13 protein-coding genes are annotated in these 18,325 nt (G+C 43.4%); 7 read left to right on the forward strand and 6 right to left on the reverse strand.

Annotated elements, in window-relative coordinates; translation table 11 throughout:
• Positions 1 to 183 precede the first annotated feature (183 nt).
• Entirely contained in the window at positions 184 to 2,943 is a 2,760-nt protein-coding gene (locus FPZ44_RS17840) for a response regulator (RefSeq protein WP_144992299.1), read from the reverse strand.
• A 141-nt stretch (positions 2,944 to 3,084) separates the two neighbouring features.
• On the reverse strand, positions 3,085 to 4,461 hold the full coding sequence (gene pdxR / locus FPZ44_RS17845; protein WP_335926133.1) for a MocR-like pyridoxine biosynthesis transcription factor PdxR: 1,377 nt from the start codon (positions 4,459 to 4,461) through the stop codon (positions 3,085 to 3,087).
• Positions 4,462 to 4,976: 515 nt separating this feature from the next.
• On the opposite strand from pdxR, the gene FPZ44_RS17850 reads away from it, so the two are divergent.
• From FPZ44_RS17850 to FPZ44_RS17875, 6 genes are all read left to right on the forward strand, one after another.
• Positions 4,977 to 6,314 (forward strand): MFS transporter, encoded by a 1,338-nt coding sequence (locus tag FPZ44_RS17850; RefSeq protein ID WP_144992303.1) that lies wholly within the window; start codon positions 4,977 to 4,979, stop codon positions 6,312 to 6,314.
• Positions 6,315 to 6,958: 644 nt separating this feature from the next.
• A complete protein-coding gene (locus tag FPZ44_RS17855) occupies positions 6,959 to 8,296 on the forward strand; it encodes an extracellular solute-binding protein (protein WP_144992305.1) in 1,338 nt (445 codons plus the stop codon).
• A 119-nt stretch (positions 8,297 to 8,415) separates the two neighbouring features.
• Positions 8,416 to 9,297 (forward strand): carbohydrate ABC transporter permease, encoded by an 882-nt coding sequence (locus tag FPZ44_RS17860; RefSeq protein ID WP_144992307.1) that lies wholly within the window; start codon positions 8,416 to 8,418, stop codon positions 9,295 to 9,297.
• Positions 9,297 to 10,127, forward strand: a complete 831-nt coding sequence (locus FPZ44_RS17865) for a carbohydrate ABC transporter permease (RefSeq protein ID WP_144992309.1) — start codon at positions 9,297 to 9,299, stop codon at positions 10,125 to 10,127. Before FPZ44_RS17860 ends, FPZ44_RS17865 begins: the two co-directional genes overlap by 1 nt.
• A gap of 165 nt (positions 10,128 to 10,292) precedes the next feature.
• Entirely contained in the window at positions 10,293 to 11,630 is a 1,338-nt protein-coding gene (locus FPZ44_RS17870; protein WP_144992746.1) for a TrkH family potassium uptake protein, read from the forward strand.
• 253 nt (positions 11,631 to 11,883) lie between these two features.
• On the forward strand, positions 11,884 to 12,681 hold the full coding sequence (locus FPZ44_RS17875; RefSeq protein WP_144992311.1) for a carbonic anhydrase: 798 nt from the start codon (positions 11,884 to 11,886) through the stop codon (positions 12,679 to 12,681).
• A 130-nt stretch (positions 12,682 to 12,811) separates the two neighbouring features.
• On the opposite strand, the gene FPZ44_RS17880 is transcribed toward FPZ44_RS17875, so the two are convergent.
• The 3 genes from FPZ44_RS17880 to FPZ44_RS17890 all read right to left on the reverse strand — a co-directional run bounded on the left by FPZ44_RS17880 (position 12,812) and on the right by FPZ44_RS17890 (position 14,969).
• The gene (locus FPZ44_RS17880) at positions 12,812 to 13,750 is read right to left on the reverse strand and encodes a DMT family transporter (RefSeq protein WP_144992313.1); all 939 of its coding nucleotides are present in this window, start codon (positions 13,748 to 13,750) and stop codon (positions 12,812 to 12,814) included.
• 237 nt (positions 13,751 to 13,987) lie between these two features.
• On the reverse strand, positions 13,988 to 14,365 hold the full coding sequence (locus FPZ44_RS17885) for a PH domain-containing protein (protein WP_144992315.1): 378 nt from the start codon (positions 14,363 to 14,365) through the stop codon (positions 13,988 to 13,990).
• A 73-nt stretch (positions 14,366 to 14,438) separates the two neighbouring features.
• On the reverse strand, positions 14,439 to 14,969 hold the full coding sequence (locus tag FPZ44_RS17890; RefSeq protein WP_144992317.1) for a hypothetical protein: 531 nt from the start codon (positions 14,967 to 14,969) through the stop codon (positions 14,439 to 14,441).
• Positions 14,970 to 15,285: 316 nt separating this feature from the next.
• Between FPZ44_RS17890 and FPZ44_RS17895 the strand changes: the two genes are divergently transcribed.
• On the forward strand, positions 15,286 to 17,478 hold the full coding sequence (locus FPZ44_RS17895; protein ID WP_261378413.1) for a glycosyl hydrolase family 18 protein: 2,193 nt from the start codon (positions 15,286 to 15,288) through the stop codon (positions 17,476 to 17,478).
• A 120-nt stretch (positions 17,479 to 17,598) separates the two neighbouring features.
• Here the strand turns inward: FPZ44_RS17895 and FPZ44_RS17900 are convergent, their stop codons facing one another.
• A complete protein-coding gene (locus FPZ44_RS17900) occupies positions 17,599 to 18,210 on the reverse strand; it encodes an alpha/beta hydrolase (protein ID WP_144992319.1) in 612 nt (203 codons plus the stop codon).
• Positions 18,211 to 18,325: the final 115 nt, after the last annotated feature.

The following is an 18,325-nucleotide window of genomic DNA, read 5'->3' on the forward strand; positions in this document are numbered from 1 at the left end:
ACTTCTTCAAGTCATTCCGTAATTATTAAATAACCAACCAATTAATTAGGTTGCCTATCTATTAGGTTACCTAATTATATGACCTCACCAATTCCAATGTCAAATCCAAAGAAAAGCAAAAAAATAACCTCCAAATCTCAAGATGACTCGAAGATTTGGAGGTTATTTGTTATTTACGTATTCTTAGTTCGTCAGCCACACCTGCATGAGCGAGAATAACTGCTCCATATTAAGCGGCTTGCTTATATAATCAGAAGCGCCAGCATCCAGACATTTTTCTCGATCCTGTTTCATAGCCTTAGCTGTCAAAGCAATAATAGGCACATCATCATAGCCGTGCATTTCTCGAATACGCGACATCGCCTCATATCCATCCATTACAGGCATCATGATGTCCATAAGGATTAGATCCACCCGCTCATTACGATGAAGTTCATCCAGCGCTTCCTTACCGTCATGGGCCGCAATGACCTCAACGCCTTCCTTTTCCAAGCGATTCATCAATGCAAATACATTTCGCACATCATCATCAACAACTAGCACACGTTTACCTTGGAACAAGTAAGCTCTTCCCGTATGCTCATTGTTACCGCTGTGACTATTAGGGGAATCTTCCTCTTCTTTGTTAGTAAAACGTTCTAGACGAGGAGGCATTTCCATTGCAGCAGCCGCCTGATGATAGTTGAGCTCTTGTTGTATCGCCTTTCCAGAATCAGCATCTGTCAAAGATGGTACGTACACGATGAACTTGCTTCCTTCCCCATGAACGCTGCTAACCTCAATCATACCGCTTAATAAACGACATAGCTCTCGGCATATAGATAGACCTAAGCCCGTTCCACCAAATTTACGGTTCGTATTGCCGTCAGCCTGACGGAACGCATCGAAAATAATAGCCTGTTTATCTGCTTCGATACCAATGCCTGTATCCGTAACTTCAATGGCTAGCCATGATGATAAATCAGCTCTCAATCCTGCCGTCATCACTTTCTTACATTCTGCTTCATTTAATCCTCGCAAATGGAGTTCAACTAAGCCCTGCGACGTAAACTTGAACGCGTTGGAAAGCAAATTGCGCACAATTTGAGTCAACCGCTGTTCATCCGAATGTATTACTTGAGGTACAGAAGCATGATCGATATGCGCATGGAAGCCTAGATTTTTCTGCTCTGCTATAGCTGCAAATTGAGCTCGCATATTATCGCACAGCTCTAATGGACACATGGCTTCGATGAAAATATCAAGCTTACCCGCTTCAACCTTCGATAGATCGAGAATATCATTAATCAAATTCAACAAATCGGTACCGGCTGTATGAATAACGCGAGCATACTCCTGCTCTTCTGCATTCAAATGGCCTTCCTGATTCTCATGAAGCATCTGAGACAGAATGAGCATGCTATTCAACGGAGTGCGGAGCTCATGAGACATATTCGCAAGAAACTCCGATTTATACTGAGAGCTTTTCTCCAACTGCATCGCATACTGTTCCAGCTCGATTCGAATCTGATCCAGTTCATTCGACTTCTGTACCGCATTGCGATTCTGTTCCTCAAGCTGCTCATTCGTCATGCGCAGCTCTTCCTGCTGCATTTGCAGCTCTTCAGACTGGGATTGCAACTCCTCAGCCATAGCTTGCGCTTCTTGCAGCAAACGCTCGATTTCCATCCGGCTCTCGACGCTATTAATCGTGCCTCCGAAAGAAGAGATAATGCTTTCTACCAACTTCAATTGCTTGGATTGGAATACATCCAACGTAGCCAGCTCAAGCACAGCAATGATTTCACGCTCATATTCGATCGGTGCAATAAGAATACTGCGCGGTTTGCCTTGTCCAAGCGTAGACGATACCTTGATGTAATCATCGGGAATATCATGAATAACCATTAAACGATGGTCAGCAACTGCTTGCCCGGCAAGCCCTTCTCCTATAGAGAAGGATGCTATGCCAACATCTGATTGAGCTCCTGCATAGCACGATGCCTTAACATAACGTGATTGTGCACGTCTTCCTACTCGCGTATACATGACCCCATAGGAAGCACCGGTTAATTCAGACATCTTAGTAATGAATGTCTGGGCCAGCGTCTGCATATCCTCTACCTCTTGATACATCTCCATCACTTCAGTCAAACTGGACTGAATCCAGTTCTGCTCCGCATGTGAATCAATGAGCTGATTCGTAGCTGTTGCCAGTTCTCCAATCTCATCATCGGTTTCTGCTTGAAGTCGATCCGTGTAGTCTCCCTTTTTGGAAGAAATATAGTCGATCGTTGCGGTTACTTCTTTGAGCATTGCCACAATTGAACGCGAAATAATAACTCCTGTACCAAGAGACACCACCGTAAGAACAATGAATAGGGCATACATTCCCCATTCCAGTATATTGCTCTGCTTCTCTAATTCATTGACTCGCTCTTGCGTAATTCGCTGCTCCTGAGTTTGGAAATCAGCAAATTGTTTGCGCAACTGGTCCACATAGCGCTTGCCCGTCATGTTTTCCTCAAGCAGATCATTGAATGCATTCTGCCGTTGATTAGCAGGTAAGGCCAGCAACGGTTCACCGAACTCTTCAATCCAGCTTCTAAACATCGAATGAATCGAATGAAGCCGCTCTACTTGCTGCGGATCAGAAACAACGAGATTATAGAGCTGCTCCCAATCTGTCTCCCATTGACTCAATGCAAAGGTATAGGGCTCCAGGTAAGCACCATCATTGGAGAGCAAATAGCCTCTTAGTCCAGTCTCCAGATCGAGCATATGCTTCTCTACTTTATGGCTCAACAAATGAACTTTCATATCGTTGTTAACGATGTTATCCGTTTCATTTTTAATCGAACTAACTTGTACATTCACGCCTACAATAGAAATAATTAAAAACACTAAAACTAGGACGTAGCCTAGTAAAATCTTCTGACGTATCGTCATTTTTAACTTATGCAAAAAATAGCCCCTCCCAACTTCCTGTAATAGGGTCAATCTGTTGCGAACATGAGTGTGCCCTTAAATAAAGGTCACGTATGATTATACCTATAATCGCCTTAAAATGAGATAAATTTTGCAAGATTTGAAATAAAGCATTATTTAGAACCATACTTCGTGCAGCAAGCGAACCCCTTCTTCAATCTCTTCTTCCGTCAGTCCCCCAAATCCGATCAGCAATCTAGTTGCTAAACTTTGTTCCGAGTTCATCCAGAAACGAGATGTTCCATACACGCGCACGCCTTGGTTGGCCGCAAGCTTAATCAGCTCTTCCTCGGTATAATCGCTATGTACTTCCAACACGACATGAAGACCTGATCTGTGACCGATAACAGATGCCTTCTTCCCAAAATAACGAGAAATGCATTCGACGAGCAGCGCATGCTTCTTCTGATACACCTTTTTCATTTTGCGCAAATGCTTCTCCCAATGACCTTCTGCCATAAATCGTTCCAGTGTATGCGTATGAATCGTAGAAACGGTAGGCTCTAATTCGCACACCCGCTCTCGGAAAATGGGTACAAATCGCTCGGGAAGAACCATATAGCTCATGCTAATACCATATAGCAATGCTTTCGAGAAAGTGCCCATATATACAACACTATCCGTCTTATCCAGCCCCTGAAGCGCAGGGATTAAGCAGCCCTGATAGCGGAATTCGCTGTCATAATCATCTTCTATAATAAGAGCCTGCTGCTCAGCCGCCCATTGCAGCAGCTTCAAGCGCTTATTAACGGACATGATCATGCCTAAAGGGAATTGATGCGAGGGTGTAACGAATACAAGCTTAGCCTTAGTACGCTTCACTGCTTCAACATCAATTCCATCTTCTTGAAGAGAAATAGGTGTAATCCTATAGTTCTGATGAACAAATGCCGACTTCACCCCATTATACCCTGGCTCCTCCATCGCCACTTCACGATGATCGCCGCCAATTAGCTGACAAAGCAAGGTTGTTAGCTGTTGAATGCCTACACCCATAACAATCTGTTCAGGCCTGCATTTCACACCCCGTGAATAGCGCAAGTAACTAGTCAGCTGGCAGCGCAATCCATACTCCCCTTGAGGATCACCCTCTCTAGTAAGTGCTCTTGTGTTAGCCTGCATCGTCTGTAAAGAAATCCGATTCCATACGGTATATGGAAAATAACGCATATCTGTTGAACCATTGCGGAAATCAATCCGTATCTCACGCGCAGTATCCAGTCTTTCCTCAGAATACGGGTCGCTTATTTGCTCTTTCATTTGCTCTGCTCTGGCCTTCTGCTCAGAAAGTAAATAATCTTGCTCCAACTCTACGACGTACAGACCACTTCGTGCTCGACTCTCTGTATAGCCTTCTGCAGTCAATTGCATATAAGCGGACTCTACCGTGTTTCTGCTGATGTGCAAATGTTCAGATAGTTGGCGGATTGCAGGCAGTCGAGTTCCCGCAGGCAGATGTCCGTATGTAATCTCATCTCGAATATACTGATACAGCTAAACATAATAGGGAACATTGCGATCACGGCGCAAATCTATCATCAGCTCTAACATAAAAGGTACCTCCTGAAATTATTCGCCTGTCCTCTTGTAAAACGAATGCATTCTTCCCTTTCATGTATCCTTGACCCTACTATAAAAAACGAAATTGACCCTAACAATTAGGGTCAGATCTTCGTATACTGAAAACCAACCAAACCATTTGCGATCTATAAAGTAAAAGGTTGTCTACCTATATCTATCATATCATATACTTCAATAATGCTGCTTTGAGGAGGGATATCCTAAACGATAAAGATAAAAATCATGCCATCGACTATGAATCACACTAGCTTTCGTAAGTGAAAAAGATATATCCTTCGTCGTATGGATATTTCATAAGCAATATCAGCTGATTTGGAGTTTTTCACACTGTAGAGCTTCTTTATTACCTTTCCCTGCCAAAAAAACTACTGTTACAATATACATAGTTACGATTTACGTAACGATAACTGTCGGAGGATCATACAACTATGGGCTGGTGGCATCAAGCAAGAAATGATGTGAAACGATGGAATCGCAATGTTAAGCTTTTCTTCTTATCTAATATGCTGTATCAGTTCGGAAGCGGCATGTTCATGGTACTGTACAACTTATACATACAAGCGCTCGGCTACGGAGCCGACATGAATGGCAGTATTGTCAGCATTCAATCACTGGCAACAGCCTGCATGTTCATTCCAATTGGCTTGGCGGGCGATCGGCTGAGCCGCAAACATATTCTTATTATTGGTGCTCTGTTGACCGGGCTTAGCTTTATGGGGCGCTCTTATGCAGAAGATCCTCTCAGCTTGCAGACCTATGCGGTCATTACAGGTTTATTTATTTCTTTCTATCAAGTTATCGCCATCCCATTTTTAGCTGAAAATGTGAGTAAGTCGGAGCGCTTGTCGCTGTTCAGCATTCACTTTTCAGGGGTACTGGCTGCTCAGGTAGTCGGCAGCATCGCTGGTGGATATGGTGCCGATATGCTGCAAACACTCGGTTGGAGCAAAATTGATAGCTTACAGACTGTCCTTATGCTTGGTGGTGCTGCTACAGTCGCTTCTTTCCTCCCGCTTCTCTTTATTAAGGAGAAAAAGAAGGCAGCAGCAGAAGTTCGGCCTCATCCAATACCCGTTGAGAAGAATAGCTATGCACAATCTGACGCAGATGACAGCTCACTATCTGTGCCGATGGCCACTGCTGTTTCAACTCCTGAGCAGACGAAGCGAAGCGATTGGCTTAATATCTCTCAGTTTACAACGGCTCAACTGTTAGTCGGCTTCGGATCAGGACTGGTTATCCCATATTTGAATATGTATTTTACTGATCGATTTGCAGTATCACTGACAGCGGTCGGACTACTCGTTTCATTAGGGCAAATTATGACGATTGTCTCGATGCTAATTGGACCTACGCTTGTTGCCAAAGTAGGGCAAGTACGTGCTGTCGTTATTTTTCAACTTCTATCCTTACCGTTTCTATTGTTAACAGGCTTCACAACGGTATTCACCATCGCTGCCTTTAGCTTTTTATTCCGTCAGGCCTTGATGAATGCAGCGAATCCAATACAGTCCGCCTTAATGGTGGAACGAATCTCGGATGCACGCCGTGGAATTGCCAACTCCTTTACACAGACTGCTTTTATGCTCGGCTGGGCAACGATGGGGCCAGTGCAATCCGCAATATTAAAAACCTATGGTACATACTGGGGCTATGCAGTGACATTCTGTATTACAGGTATCCTATATATTACTGCCGCTTGCTTGTTCTACTATGTATTCCGGGAATCAAAGCAAATGAAAAAGGAATCTCAGCTGCTCGGCTAAACAACGTTCAGCAGTATGCAACAGCTTAAGAAAGAGAGCGATCTCGCTCTCTTTCTTACATTTTATAGCATAATTATATCGCTTAAACATATGTATTAGTGAGAAACAATACCGGACAATAGTGATTGTAAGTATATACATACACCATAAAGAACATAGAAATACTCAAGTCTACAGCGGCTAATCATCACTACTTTTGTCGAATAATGTCGCTCTATAAAATATTTCACTATTTATCAACAAAGTTGTTGTAAGCGCAACCAAAACTTTATACAATGAGAACAATTAAAAAGGGAAACCTGATAGACATCTAGAAACTCACCCACAATGCCTACCTTTGCAAATCATTTCTATCAATCTTACCATGACTAACTCACCATGATCTTCACACCTACCTACATAAGAAGCTTATTTTTAACTCTATTTCACTAAGGAGGTGATGCCCCTCTTTGAGCGGGTATGCCTTGGAACTTTGCCGCGTCTTACCGGTAACGTATTAGCATGAAATAAGCAATAAAGTATCTGTAACAGAATAACGAATCTATTCGATTGATGAATACCTCCTAGCTCTAGCACCTAAGAAGGGAACACCTTATTTAGCTTAAGCGAACAGACATTAAATTCTTAAAAGGGAGTGTTATCGGATGAAAAAAAGTTTGAACTTGTTACTAGTTACGATGATGGTATTTGCCCTCGCTCTTGCAGGCTGCGGCGGTGGTGGCGAGAAGAAGCCAGCAGACTCAGGAAATGGTGCTGCGGGTGATCCAACTGCTGAAGAATTCTCCCTTGTAGTCAGACATATTAACGTACGGGCTACAGCGGCTAAGACGCTCAAAATTCTTGAAGACGTAGTGAAGAAAACAGAGGAAGAAGTACCGGGCTTGTCCTTCAAGCTGGACGGTGTTGAAGATACAGTCAACCGTGACGTCAAGTTGAAAGCGGAAATGCAAAACAACAACCAACCGCCTATCTTCAACTTGTTCGGTGGCGCTGACACTCAGAACTATGCAAAAACAGGACGACTGCTTAACTTAACTCCAATTCTGGAGGAGTTGGGCTTGTCCGATCAGTTCTTTAACTTGCGTGAGTTTACGGTAGACGGCAAAGTGTACGGCTTGCCAGAATCCGGATTCGTGGAAGGCTTCTTCTACAACCGCAAACTGTTTGAAGAAGCAGGCGTTCAAGTTCCTAAAACGTGGGAAGAGTTCCTAAAAGCATGTGAAGCATTAAAAGCGAAAGGCATTACACCAATTGCACTCGGAGCAGGCGGCGGTGATGGCTGGGCTGCAAACATGCTTCTTAACAACTTGTTCGTTGGCTTAGGCGGACCAGAAATTCAAGAGGGCTTCGTAGCAGGAACATCCAAATGGACAGATGCCCCAGTCGTTGAAGCATTTAAGCGCATAGTAGATTTGAAAAAACAAGGCTTCATTGATCCGAATGTCCTTGGACTAAAATATTCGCAAGGTCAGGCTAACTTCTACACAGGTAAAGCGGCTATGTTGTTTGACGGCAGCTGGGCAGTTAGTGCGATCACAGGCGAAGATTCCAAAGTAGCTAATGATGCTGGATTCTTCCGTATGCCTAATCTAGGCGGCGGCGGTGATGGTTATATTAACGGTGGCTGGTCTAACGGTTATGGATTCTCTGGGAAGTTAAAAGAGCATGAACTTAAAGCAGTTAAGACGTTCATTAAAAACTTCTACACGGTTGAAAACCAAACACGTGGACTTGTTGAAACGAGCCGTATTCCTTCCATGAAGGGCGTTACAGATTTGTCTGGTGCTAACGAGCTGACGAAGTCAATTGGTGAGCAGCAAGCTTCTGCAAAAGGTGCATTCCCTGCATTTGATGCCGTTGTCCAACAAGAAGTTAAAGTTACGCTGGAAAGTACGATTCAGGAAGTTCTAGGAGAGCAAATCTCTCCTGAGGATGCTGCGAAACGCCTCCAAGAAGTACAAGAATCAGCTAACAAAAAGTAAGGAAACCGTTTTTACACGAGAACCAATTAGAACCTCTAACGGCAGATCGGGGCTGCAACTTACGTTGCAGTACCCGGTCTTTGCCCATTAGTGGGTCATAAGGACTTAGGAGATGAGCCATGAATAAAATACAGCGCAACCTTGTGGCATTTGCCATGTTTGTCGTCCCTGCCCTAGCCTTGTACATAACGTTCTATTTGGTACCGCTCTTTAATTCCTTGCAATATTCCGTTACAGAGTGGAATGGCATTAACGACCCCGTATATACAGGGCTAGATAATTTCCAAAAAGCAATGGGAGATGAAAAGTTCTGGGTAGCTTTCTGGAATAACATTTATTTCGTATTGTTCTCTGTCTTTATACAAGTACCAGTTATCGTAGTTGTATCGATTATGATCAGCAGTGTAAGAAGAATGTTAGACTTCTACAAGTTGACCGTATTTCTGCCGAGTATCTTATCCACTGCCTCCGTTGGGGTTATCTGGCAGTTTATTTATGCACCAGATGCAGGACTCTTAAACCAACTACTACGTTCGGTTGGGCTTGAATCGTGGGCAAAAATATGGCTCGGAGACAAAACGACAGCGATGTTCTCGATCCTCGTTACAAATGGTTGGCAGTGGACGGGCTTCTACATCGTTCTCGTGTTAGCAGCCATTTTTTCTATCCCGAAAGAAATGTTGGAGGCTGGCGAAATCGATGGAGCTGTCGGATGGAAGAAGGCATGGTTGCTCACGATACCACTCATCCGTCCTGTTATCGTCGTAACGATGCTCCTATCGATTACAGGCGCGATGAAGGCGATGGATATCGTTATGATTATGACAAACGGCGGGCCATTCCATACTACGGAAGTTATGGCTACGTACATGTACAAACAAGCCTATTCCTTAAGTGATTTCGGTTACGCGAATGCGATTGCCATTATTATTACGATATTTACCGCGATATTGGCATTAGTGTATCACGTGATTAACAAACGGACGGAGGTAGACTACTGATGAAGCAATCTCGTTCTGTCAACTTTGTATCCCACATCGTTCTCGTCATTTATGCATTGCTCGTCATCTACCCATTGTTCTTTGTCATCTCGTCTTCATTCAAAAATAACAGTGAAATATTCGATGATCCATGGGGCATGCCTATGAGCTTCTCATTCGATAATTATATTGAAGCCATGTCCAATTCTCATATCGATAGTTATTTTATTAATAGTTTGTATATTAGTACGATCTCTACCTTTGCAACCATTTTATTATCGACAACAATTGCCTATGCGGTAACACGCATGAAGTTCCATACGCTTAGCAAAGGGGTTTATAGTTTACTTTTGCTGTCCTTATTAATACCGCCAGCGTCACTACTCATCCCTTTGTACAAAATGATTAATGACTTCGGCATTTACGATACGCCATTGGCGCTTATTATCCCTTACTCTGCCTTCGGGATCCCTTTGACCGTGTTCGTTATTGCGGCATTTTTGAAGTCCATTCCATTGGAACTTGAGGAAGCAGGAGTTATGGATGGCTTGAATACATACGGTTTACTATTCCGTATCGTTATCCCACTCACTTTACCGACACTAGTTACCGTATTTATTCTGAACTTTATCGGCAACTGGAACGAATTCGTTATGGCGAACTTGTTCATTTCCAATGAGGCATCGCGTACGCTCCCTGTCGCGGTCAAATCCTTTGTCGATCAGTACAATATGAACTATGGCGCGCTAACTGCTGCGATAACGATAAGCATTATCCCTGTCATCCTCATTTACAGCTTCTTGCAGAAGAAGATCATTGAAGGGGTTACGGCAGGAAGCGTGAAAGGTTAATAACAGCTGTAATTGGATCGTATATTATACATAAAGTCATCTCAACGATAAGGTTGGGATGGCTTTTTTTGTGGCAAGATGAGTAAAGCATGATTGTTATTGTTTACAAAGACAAGGTGAAGAGATATAGTATCGTTTTGAGGGTTGGAGGTGAATGCACATATGATTAAGAACTTAAAAAAACAAATGACTACTTGGACGCCGTCTCGCGTACTCTTATTCGGATTCATTGCGCTCATCGGGCTTGGGACTATACTTTTAAAGCTGCCAGTTGCGGTACATGAAGGACTCCGCATTACTTGGATAGATGCATTCTTTACGGCTACTTCAGCGATCTGTGTAACAGGACTTACCGTAGTAGACACGGGTGCAACGTTCACCGTCTTTGGCGAAACGATTATTATGTTACTCGTCCAACTGGGCGGGATCGGATTTATGACCGTAGCGATGCTCGTCTATTTGATGCTCGGCAAGCGTATTTCGCTTCGTGAGCGTTTAATTCTGCAGGAAACGATGAATGCAGGCAGTATGGAAGGAATTGTGCGCATTATTAGACGTACCATTATATTTGTGTTCGTCATTCAAACTGTTGCTGCACTCATCCTAGCTCTGCACTGGATGCCGGAAATGTCCGCTGGACAAGCTCTATACTATGGCGTATTTCATAGCGTATCGCTGTTTAATAATGGTGGCTTTGACCTATTCGGCAATAGTTTTCAAAATTACGCAGATGACTTGCTCTTCAACGTAATTGCCTTTATTCTCGTTATTTCAGGTAGCTTGGGCTTTATCGTACTTGCCGAGCTATATGACTATCCGCGTTTGCGCAAGCTATCGCTGCACTCAAAAGTAGTACTCTCGGTTACAGGCATATTGATCGCTGTAGGAGCTATTTTTATTCTACTGTTCGAATGGTGGAATCCGCACACGCTCAAAAATATGTCGCTAGAAGGCAAGCTCTATTCAACGATGTTCCAGTCGATCTCGACGCGTTCTTCAGGGACGACAACGGTCGATATTACAAATATGAATCAAGTTACACAGTTCTTTATGATTATTCTCATGTTCATCGGCGGATCGCCAGGTTCTGCCGGGGGCGGAATTAAAACAACGACCTTTGCTATTCTTATCGCAGCTGTATGGGCGATGATGAGAGGCCGTGAAGATGTCGTATTGTTCCGCAATCGACTTTCCAAAGATCTTATTCTTAAGGCACTAACGATTATTTTCTTAGCGATCTTTATGGTACTATCCGTTGCGATGCTATTAGCCATTACCGAAGATCAACCATTCTTGGCTATACTGTTCGATACAACCTCAGCTGTAGCGACGGTAGGCTTGTCTATGGGCGTTACAGAGCAAATGTCTGAGTTCGGTAAGATTGTACTTTGCTTCGCTATGTTTATCGGACGTCTCGGACCAATGACACTGGCTTATGCACTTGGCAGCCGCCGCGAGCAGTCATTGTACCGCTATCCAGAAGGAAAGATTATGATCGGTTAATAATAAGCGCCCGCTTCGAAAATAAAAACGCTCCACCGCAGCTTATGCTATAGGGGAGCGTTTTTTTGCTTATTAATAAGAAAAATAGACGCACGTCAGTAAGTAACTATTTTTACATAAACTATTTTCCTACTTGTAAATTTCAGCTATTCGGTTTATCTTCTGATCATACCCACAGCAGGGTGGTGGTACATACCAAAGCATGCATTCAAGAAAGCGCATACATTTTATGTGAATACAAAGGAGAGAATTTATGTTGAAACGTAAATGGACAAGCTCTATGATTTTACTCAGTTTAGGATTAGCGTTAACCACCTTCACACCTGCTCCGGCTTCTCAGCCTGTGATCGCAGCTGGATCAGGCGCACATTGGTCATATGAAGGCTCTACTGGGCCCGAACATTGGGGAGATTTAAGCGAAGCTTACCAGATATGTAAAGTAGGCAAACAACAATCACCGATCAACATCGATACCGATGAAACAACTGAACATGACAACGACAAAGGATTTACAACAAAGTATAAACCGTCCTTATTCACTATTTCCAACAACGGTCACACCATCCAAGCTAATGCTACCTCCCAGGACAACACACTTCTTATTGATGGCAAAGCCTATTACCTGCTCCAATTTCATTTCCATACACCTAGCGAACATACCATTGATGGCAAAGCATCTCCACTCGAAGTTCACTTCGTCCATAAAAGCGCAGACGGACAGCTGGCTGTGCTCGGCATCCTTATTAAAGAAGGAAAGGCGTCCACTGCACTAAGTGAAATGTGGTCGAAGCTGCCTAAAAAAGAAACGAATACAGACATCAAGTTAGCGAAAACGATTGATATCAATCAACTGCTACCTAGCGACAAAGATTCTTTCCGCTATGCTGGTTCTTTGACGACACCTTCGTGTAACGAGGGAATTAAGTGGACCGTGCTTGACGATCCTATTACAATGTCACCCAGCCAATTAAAAGCATTTCAAGCTATCTTCCCGAACAACAGCCGCCCTGTTCAACCTGTGCATGACCGCGTAATTCATCAATACGATTAGTGTTCAATAATAACGATTGAAGAAATGAAGAAGCTGTATGTCAAGTTACCAATAGGCCTGTTCGCAGTATCCAAAATAAAAGGGTATCCCCAAAGTCAGTTTCTATAACTTTTGGGATACCCCTATTATATTATCCAGGACGCTTTGCCATTTGAGCCTCGATCTGCTGCTGCCGACGTTGACGCAGCCAATCTTCCAAACCTCCTGAACCGAGAAGGACACCCATAATAATAAGCAGGAAGCCTCCAATCTGCGCCATAGTAATTGTTTCTCCAAGCAATACGACAGAGCCAACTAAGGCAAAGAACGGTGTGAAGTTCATAAAGATTGCCGACTCAGCCGCTCCTACTTTTCCAACCGCATAATTATAAATAAGATGACCGATTGCCGTTGATACGATAGCCGATAAGACAAAAACAACCCAAACATCAGCTGTAGCGCCTACCATACTGCTCAATCCATCAGGTTCTGCGATTAAGCTGATAACGAATAGGACACCCGAACCGAGAAGCAGCATATAGCCGGTCATTAGACGCGGATCTAACGTATCAGCTGCTTTTTTAATCAAAATATAACTGAAAGCTTGGGCAACGATCGCTAAGAACACCTGAACGTCTCCTAGCGAAAAACCGCTCATATCACCCGAGCTCTTTAACATAATAAAAGCAACGCCGGTAAATCCAAGGATGATACCAATCGTCTTAAACCAGGTTGCTCGAGCTCCTAAGAAAATCATAGCCATTATTGCAGTCAAAAGCGGACCTGTTCCAAGTACTAGTCCTGCACTGGAAGCAGAAGTCCCCGTAAATCCAAGTGACAAGAAGTAATGATGCGCAACAACGTTGAACAAAGAAGCAGCCGCAACATACTTCCATTCCTTTTTCGTTAGCCTGCGTACTTTGCCAAGCGCGAATAAAATGATAAACACCGTGACGGCTGCTAATAATATACGAAAAGCCGTCATAGTCAACGGCATAAAGTTCGCTACTAATACCTTCATCATGATCGTGTTCATTCCCCACGCCAGCATGACAAAGATGAGCAAGCCATAGATCCCCCATTTTTTCATTCATAACACTTCTTTCTGTCTACAAGTTGTGTATCTCTCCGACCTATATCATAACGGAAATGTCCACTAATTCCAATCATTTTGATCTATTTGTTTCCCACAGAAGGACAAAAAGCCCGTATTATGGATAACTCCATAGATACGGGCTGCATTTTAATATGTATGATATTACGTATTCCGGGTCACTGACATAGGAATTAACCTAAATAAAGGGTAGAACAATGTAAAAGCGCACGTTTATTTCAACACGTATTCCGCAAGAACAGACTGCACTTCATAAATGTTAAGGTTCTTATTGAATTGTTTCTGCAACGGCGTAGGGCTTCCAGACACCCAAATCTTCAGCTCAGCATCCATATCGAAGCTGCCTGCTGTTTCGATGCTGAAATGAACAATACTCTTATACGGAATCGAACGGTATTCAACCTTTTTACCAGTGATGCCCTGCTTATCTACTAAAATGAGGCGCTTATTCGTGAACAAGAACATATCACGAAGCAGCTTGTATGCCTTTTCGATCGACTCTGAACGGGACAAAATACTTGCATATTCTCGATTCGCTTCCTCAAGACTTACCTCAGAAGCATTACCCATAATTCCATCAAAAATGCCCATTTCTCTTCCTCCTCAAGTAACTAAGTTGTCTCATACTTAGTATATCATGGAAATATCCGAGAATGCCTCTACATTAGAGGTGCCATACCACAAATTGCTCAGGATGCTTACGAATGTCTCGTGCAATGGCAGAACGAAGTTCTGGAAACAGGGTGATCACGATCTGATCAAGCTCTTTCATTTCATGTTGTAAATCCGGGTATTCTGACATATGCTCACCAAAATAGTCACAAATTTTTCTACCGTTCCGCTGTGCTATCTCTGTCATTCTGTCTCGCAAATCCTTTAATTGTATAAAAAATGTACTGACTTGCTCGCCTGCTACTCGACGCATATAAACATCAACAACATTCCAGAATGGTCCGTGAGCAAATATATATTCTAGATGGCAAAACCATCCGTACACGCCTTGCGGGCCCAGATGTCTAGCAAAGGTCTGGAACAAGAACAAGGACCGCTGTCCCTCCGTTAATGTATAAAAAATATCGGTTGATATTCGCACCATTTTTTTATCTACCTGATGAGCAATCGTCTCGTTGCATACAATTAATAAACGTTCATCATCCATTGTTTCGAATACGTGTTTTTGTATAGTAACTAGCACCTTAACGCCCTCCTGACGATCAACAACGCAATAAACCATTTATTGCCATGAGATGAATCCAACTCGATTATAGCCGTCTATGTATAGAACGAGCAATAGGTTTCATCTCTTACAGCAAATTACTCTAGTGAATTGTAAGATATCTGCCATCAAGTACACGAACAGCTATATCGATAACACTATCATAAATAGTTGCTTCCTCACTCTTGATCATTACGTTCTATTTCTATTAAGATAGGTTCAACATTATAATTGTAAGCGCTTTATATATTGTAGTAACAGGGAACAAAATACTATTTTTAAGGAGTTGATTACTTTGTCGACGGATAGAAAACAGAATAGAGTTAAGAAGTTTTTCCTTCTGAGCGCAAGCTTTTTACTCGCCATCAGTTTGTTCTCGACATCTCTGCCCCCGGCTTCAGCAGAAGCAACAGTACCAAATGCAACTACGAATCAGCCTCCTTCTATTCCTGCAACTATGGATATTTCTCAAACCGCAGCTCCAGCAAACAATCCTACTACAAATCCTAACCAAGCGTGTCGGCCAGCAGGTTTGTACGACTCTGGTGTACAAGGCATCCCGTATTGTACAGTCTATGACAGTAATGGTCGTGAAAAACTCCCCAATGATTCCAAACGCCGAATTATCGGTTACTTCACAGACTGGAGAACAGGTACAAATGGTAAACCTAAATATTTAGTGAACGATATCCCATGGAGCAACATTACCCATATCAATTACGCCTTCGCGTATATCGATGGCAGCAATCAAGTGTCTGTCGGAGCAATGAGTCCTACTAATAAAGCGATAGGCATGCAATGGCCTGGCGAACCAGCAGCAGCAATGGACCCAGCATACTCCTATAAAGGCCACTTCAACCTTCTCAACAAATTCAAAAAACAGCACCCTGGTGTCAAAACATTAGTATCCATTGGCGGCTGGGCTGAAACGGGCGGGTACCCTGATGCATCAGGCAACCGTATCAGCTCGGGTGGCTTCTACACCATGACTACAAATGCAGACGGCACGATTAACCATGCAGGCATTAATACCTTTGCTAATTCTGTCGTTACATTTCTTCGTCAATATGGATTCGATGGGGCTGATATCGATTATGAATACCCAACTACGATGGAACAGGCAGGCAACCCACTAGACTGGGCAGCTTCTACACCTCGTCGAGCTGGCCTTAATGCGAGCTATGTGGAATTGCTGAAAGTGCTACGTACAAAGCTGGACCAAGCCTCTGCTCAAGATGGAAAGTACTATATGCTCACCATAGCTTCCCCAGCTTCTAGCTATCTACTTCGTGGTATGGAAACTTCTCAGGGATTGAAATATCTCGATTATGTAAACATTATGTCTTACGATCTGCATGGATCATGGAATGAATTCGTTGGACCTAATGCCGCTCTATTTGATGATGGTAAAGACGGAGAGCTTGCTGCTGCGGGCATGTACACGTCACCAGATTACTTAGGTATGGGACATTTGAACACAGACTGGGCCTATCACTATATGCGCGGCATGATGCAAGCTGGACGAATTAATGTCGGGGTGCCCTACTATACGCGCGGCTTCAAAAATGTCCAAGGAGGTACAAATGGACTGTGGGGCAAAGCGGCGACCATGAACTGTATGCCAGGTGAATTCAAATGTGGAGATGGCGCTATCGGCATCGATAATATTTGGCATGATAAAGTAAACGGCCTCGAAACACCTGGAGGCTACAGTCCAATGTGGCATGCGATGAACCTTGAAAATGAAATTCGCGGCTCTTATTTAAATATGTTCGGGCTCCCTCAAGCGCAAATCGTAGGGACTTATAATAAACACTTTGATAGTACGCTAGTTGCCTCATGGTTGTGGAACCCGCAAAAGAATGTATTCCTCTCTACGGAAGATGCGCAATCGATTACGGCCAAGGCAGACTACGTCATACAAAAAGGTATTGGCGGTATTATGATTTGGGAGCTTTCAGGGGACTATGATTTCTACCCTCAACGCAATAACGGCCAAGGCGAGTATTTTATGGGCTCTACACTGACAAAAATTATTCATAATAAGTTCAAAACGGCGGCTCCTTACAGCAACGTTAACTCAGGAACATTGCCTCCACCAGCAAGTACGCTCAATGTAAAAGCAGAGTTGATCCAGTTCCCGTTAGGTGGAAACAATTTCCCAGTAGCACCTAAACTTGCCCTTACAAACAACACCAATGCGGTGATTCCAGGCGGGTCGGTGCTGCAATTCGATATTCCAACATCCGCACCTAGTAGAGTAGAGAATTGGAACGGTTACCCGATAACGGTCACTCCAGGTCATACAGGACCTAATGTTGGCGGCCTGCAAGGGGACTTCCATCGGGTTACGATGACAATACCAGAGTATGAAACCATTCAAGCTGGTCAGACAAAATTGATTCAAATGGCATTCTTCTTGCCTATCTCTGGTCCAACCAATTACAGCTTAACTGTGAACGGAGTAAGATACGGCATTCAATATTAATCACATGTGAATCACTTCGTTAGCTAAGTTAAAAGGCCGGGCAGATCCTACAACTGCCCGGCCTTACTTATGGGATAAGCAATTACATTCAAGTTGATATCTAGACTTTACAAAGTCTAATTAAGCAGTGTAGTGCTTCGCAAACCAAGCTCCGGAAGCCTTCACTTCATTTGGGGTCAGCTGGTGTCCAAGATGGTCCCAGAACAATTGAACCTCAGCACCCGCATCTTGCAACAATGCTGTCAGCTCTTCTGTTTCAGCAGGTGTGCACATGCGGTCATTGGAGCCAGCTCCAATAAATACAGGTAATCCACTTAAGTCAGGCAAAGCTACACCACGTCTTGGTACCATCGGATGATAAAGAACTGCACCGTGCAGTGCATTGGGATGATGGAAGAGCAAGCTCCCAGCAATGTTAGCTCCATTTGAATAACCTACTGCTACGACACGTTCACGGTTAAAGCCGTACTGATCTGCTGCCGAATCAATAAAATCTTTTAATTCCTGTGTGCGGAATAGAAGATCTTCCTCATCAAATACCCCTTCAGCTAAGCGGCGGAAGAAACGAGGCATCCCGTTCTCCAATACGTTACCGCGAACACTGAGTATCGAGGACTTCTGCGACAACATCTGGCCTAGTGGAAGCAAGTCTTGCTCCGTGCCTCCTGTCCCATGCAGAAGCAGCAATACAGGCGCATTAGGATCCGTTCCTTCTATAAATACATGCTTCATAACAAATCCTCCTTAACAATTAAATACATTGTCTCCTATTATGAGTTGAGACTAGCCATTCGATTCCCAACTAATATTCATTGCAATGATTTATATCTCGAATTCAAGATATTTG

This window comes from Paenibacillus agilis, assembly GCF_007786455.1.
Classification (GTDB): Bacteria; Bacillota; Bacilli; order Paenibacillales; family Paenibacillaceae; genus Paenibacillus_B; species Paenibacillus_B agilis.

Coding starts and splice junctions, on each gene's coding strand:
- FPZ44_RS17850 (WP_144992303.1), top strand. CDS start 4,977: ATGGGCTGGTGGCATCAAGCAAGAAATGATGTGAAACGATGGAATCGC.
- FPZ44_RS17855 (WP_144992305.1), top strand. CDS start 6,959: ATGAAAAAAAGTTTGAACTTGTTACTAGTTACGATGATGGTATTTGCC.
- FPZ44_RS17860 (WP_144992307.1), top strand. CDS start 8,416: ATGAATAAAATACAGCGCAACCTTGTGGCATTTGCCATGTTTGTCGTC.
- FPZ44_RS17865 (WP_144992309.1), top strand. CDS start 9,297: ATGAAGCAATCTCGTTCTGTCAACTTTGTATCCCACATCGTTCTCGTC.
- FPZ44_RS17875 (WP_144992311.1), top strand. CDS start 11,884: ATGTTGAAACGTAAATGGACAAGCTCTATGATTTTACTCAGTTTAGGA.
- FPZ44_RS17880 (WP_144992313.1), bottom strand. CDS start 13,750: ATGAAAAAATGGGGGATCTATGGCTTGCTCATCTTTGTCATGCTGGCG.
- FPZ44_RS17885 (WP_144992315.1), bottom strand. CDS start 14,365: ATGGGCATTTTTGATGGAATTATGGGTAATGCTTCTGAGGTAAGTCTT.
- FPZ44_RS17900 (WP_144992319.1), bottom strand. CDS start 18,210: ATGAAGCATGTATTTATAGAAGGAACGGATCCTAATGCGCCTGTATTG.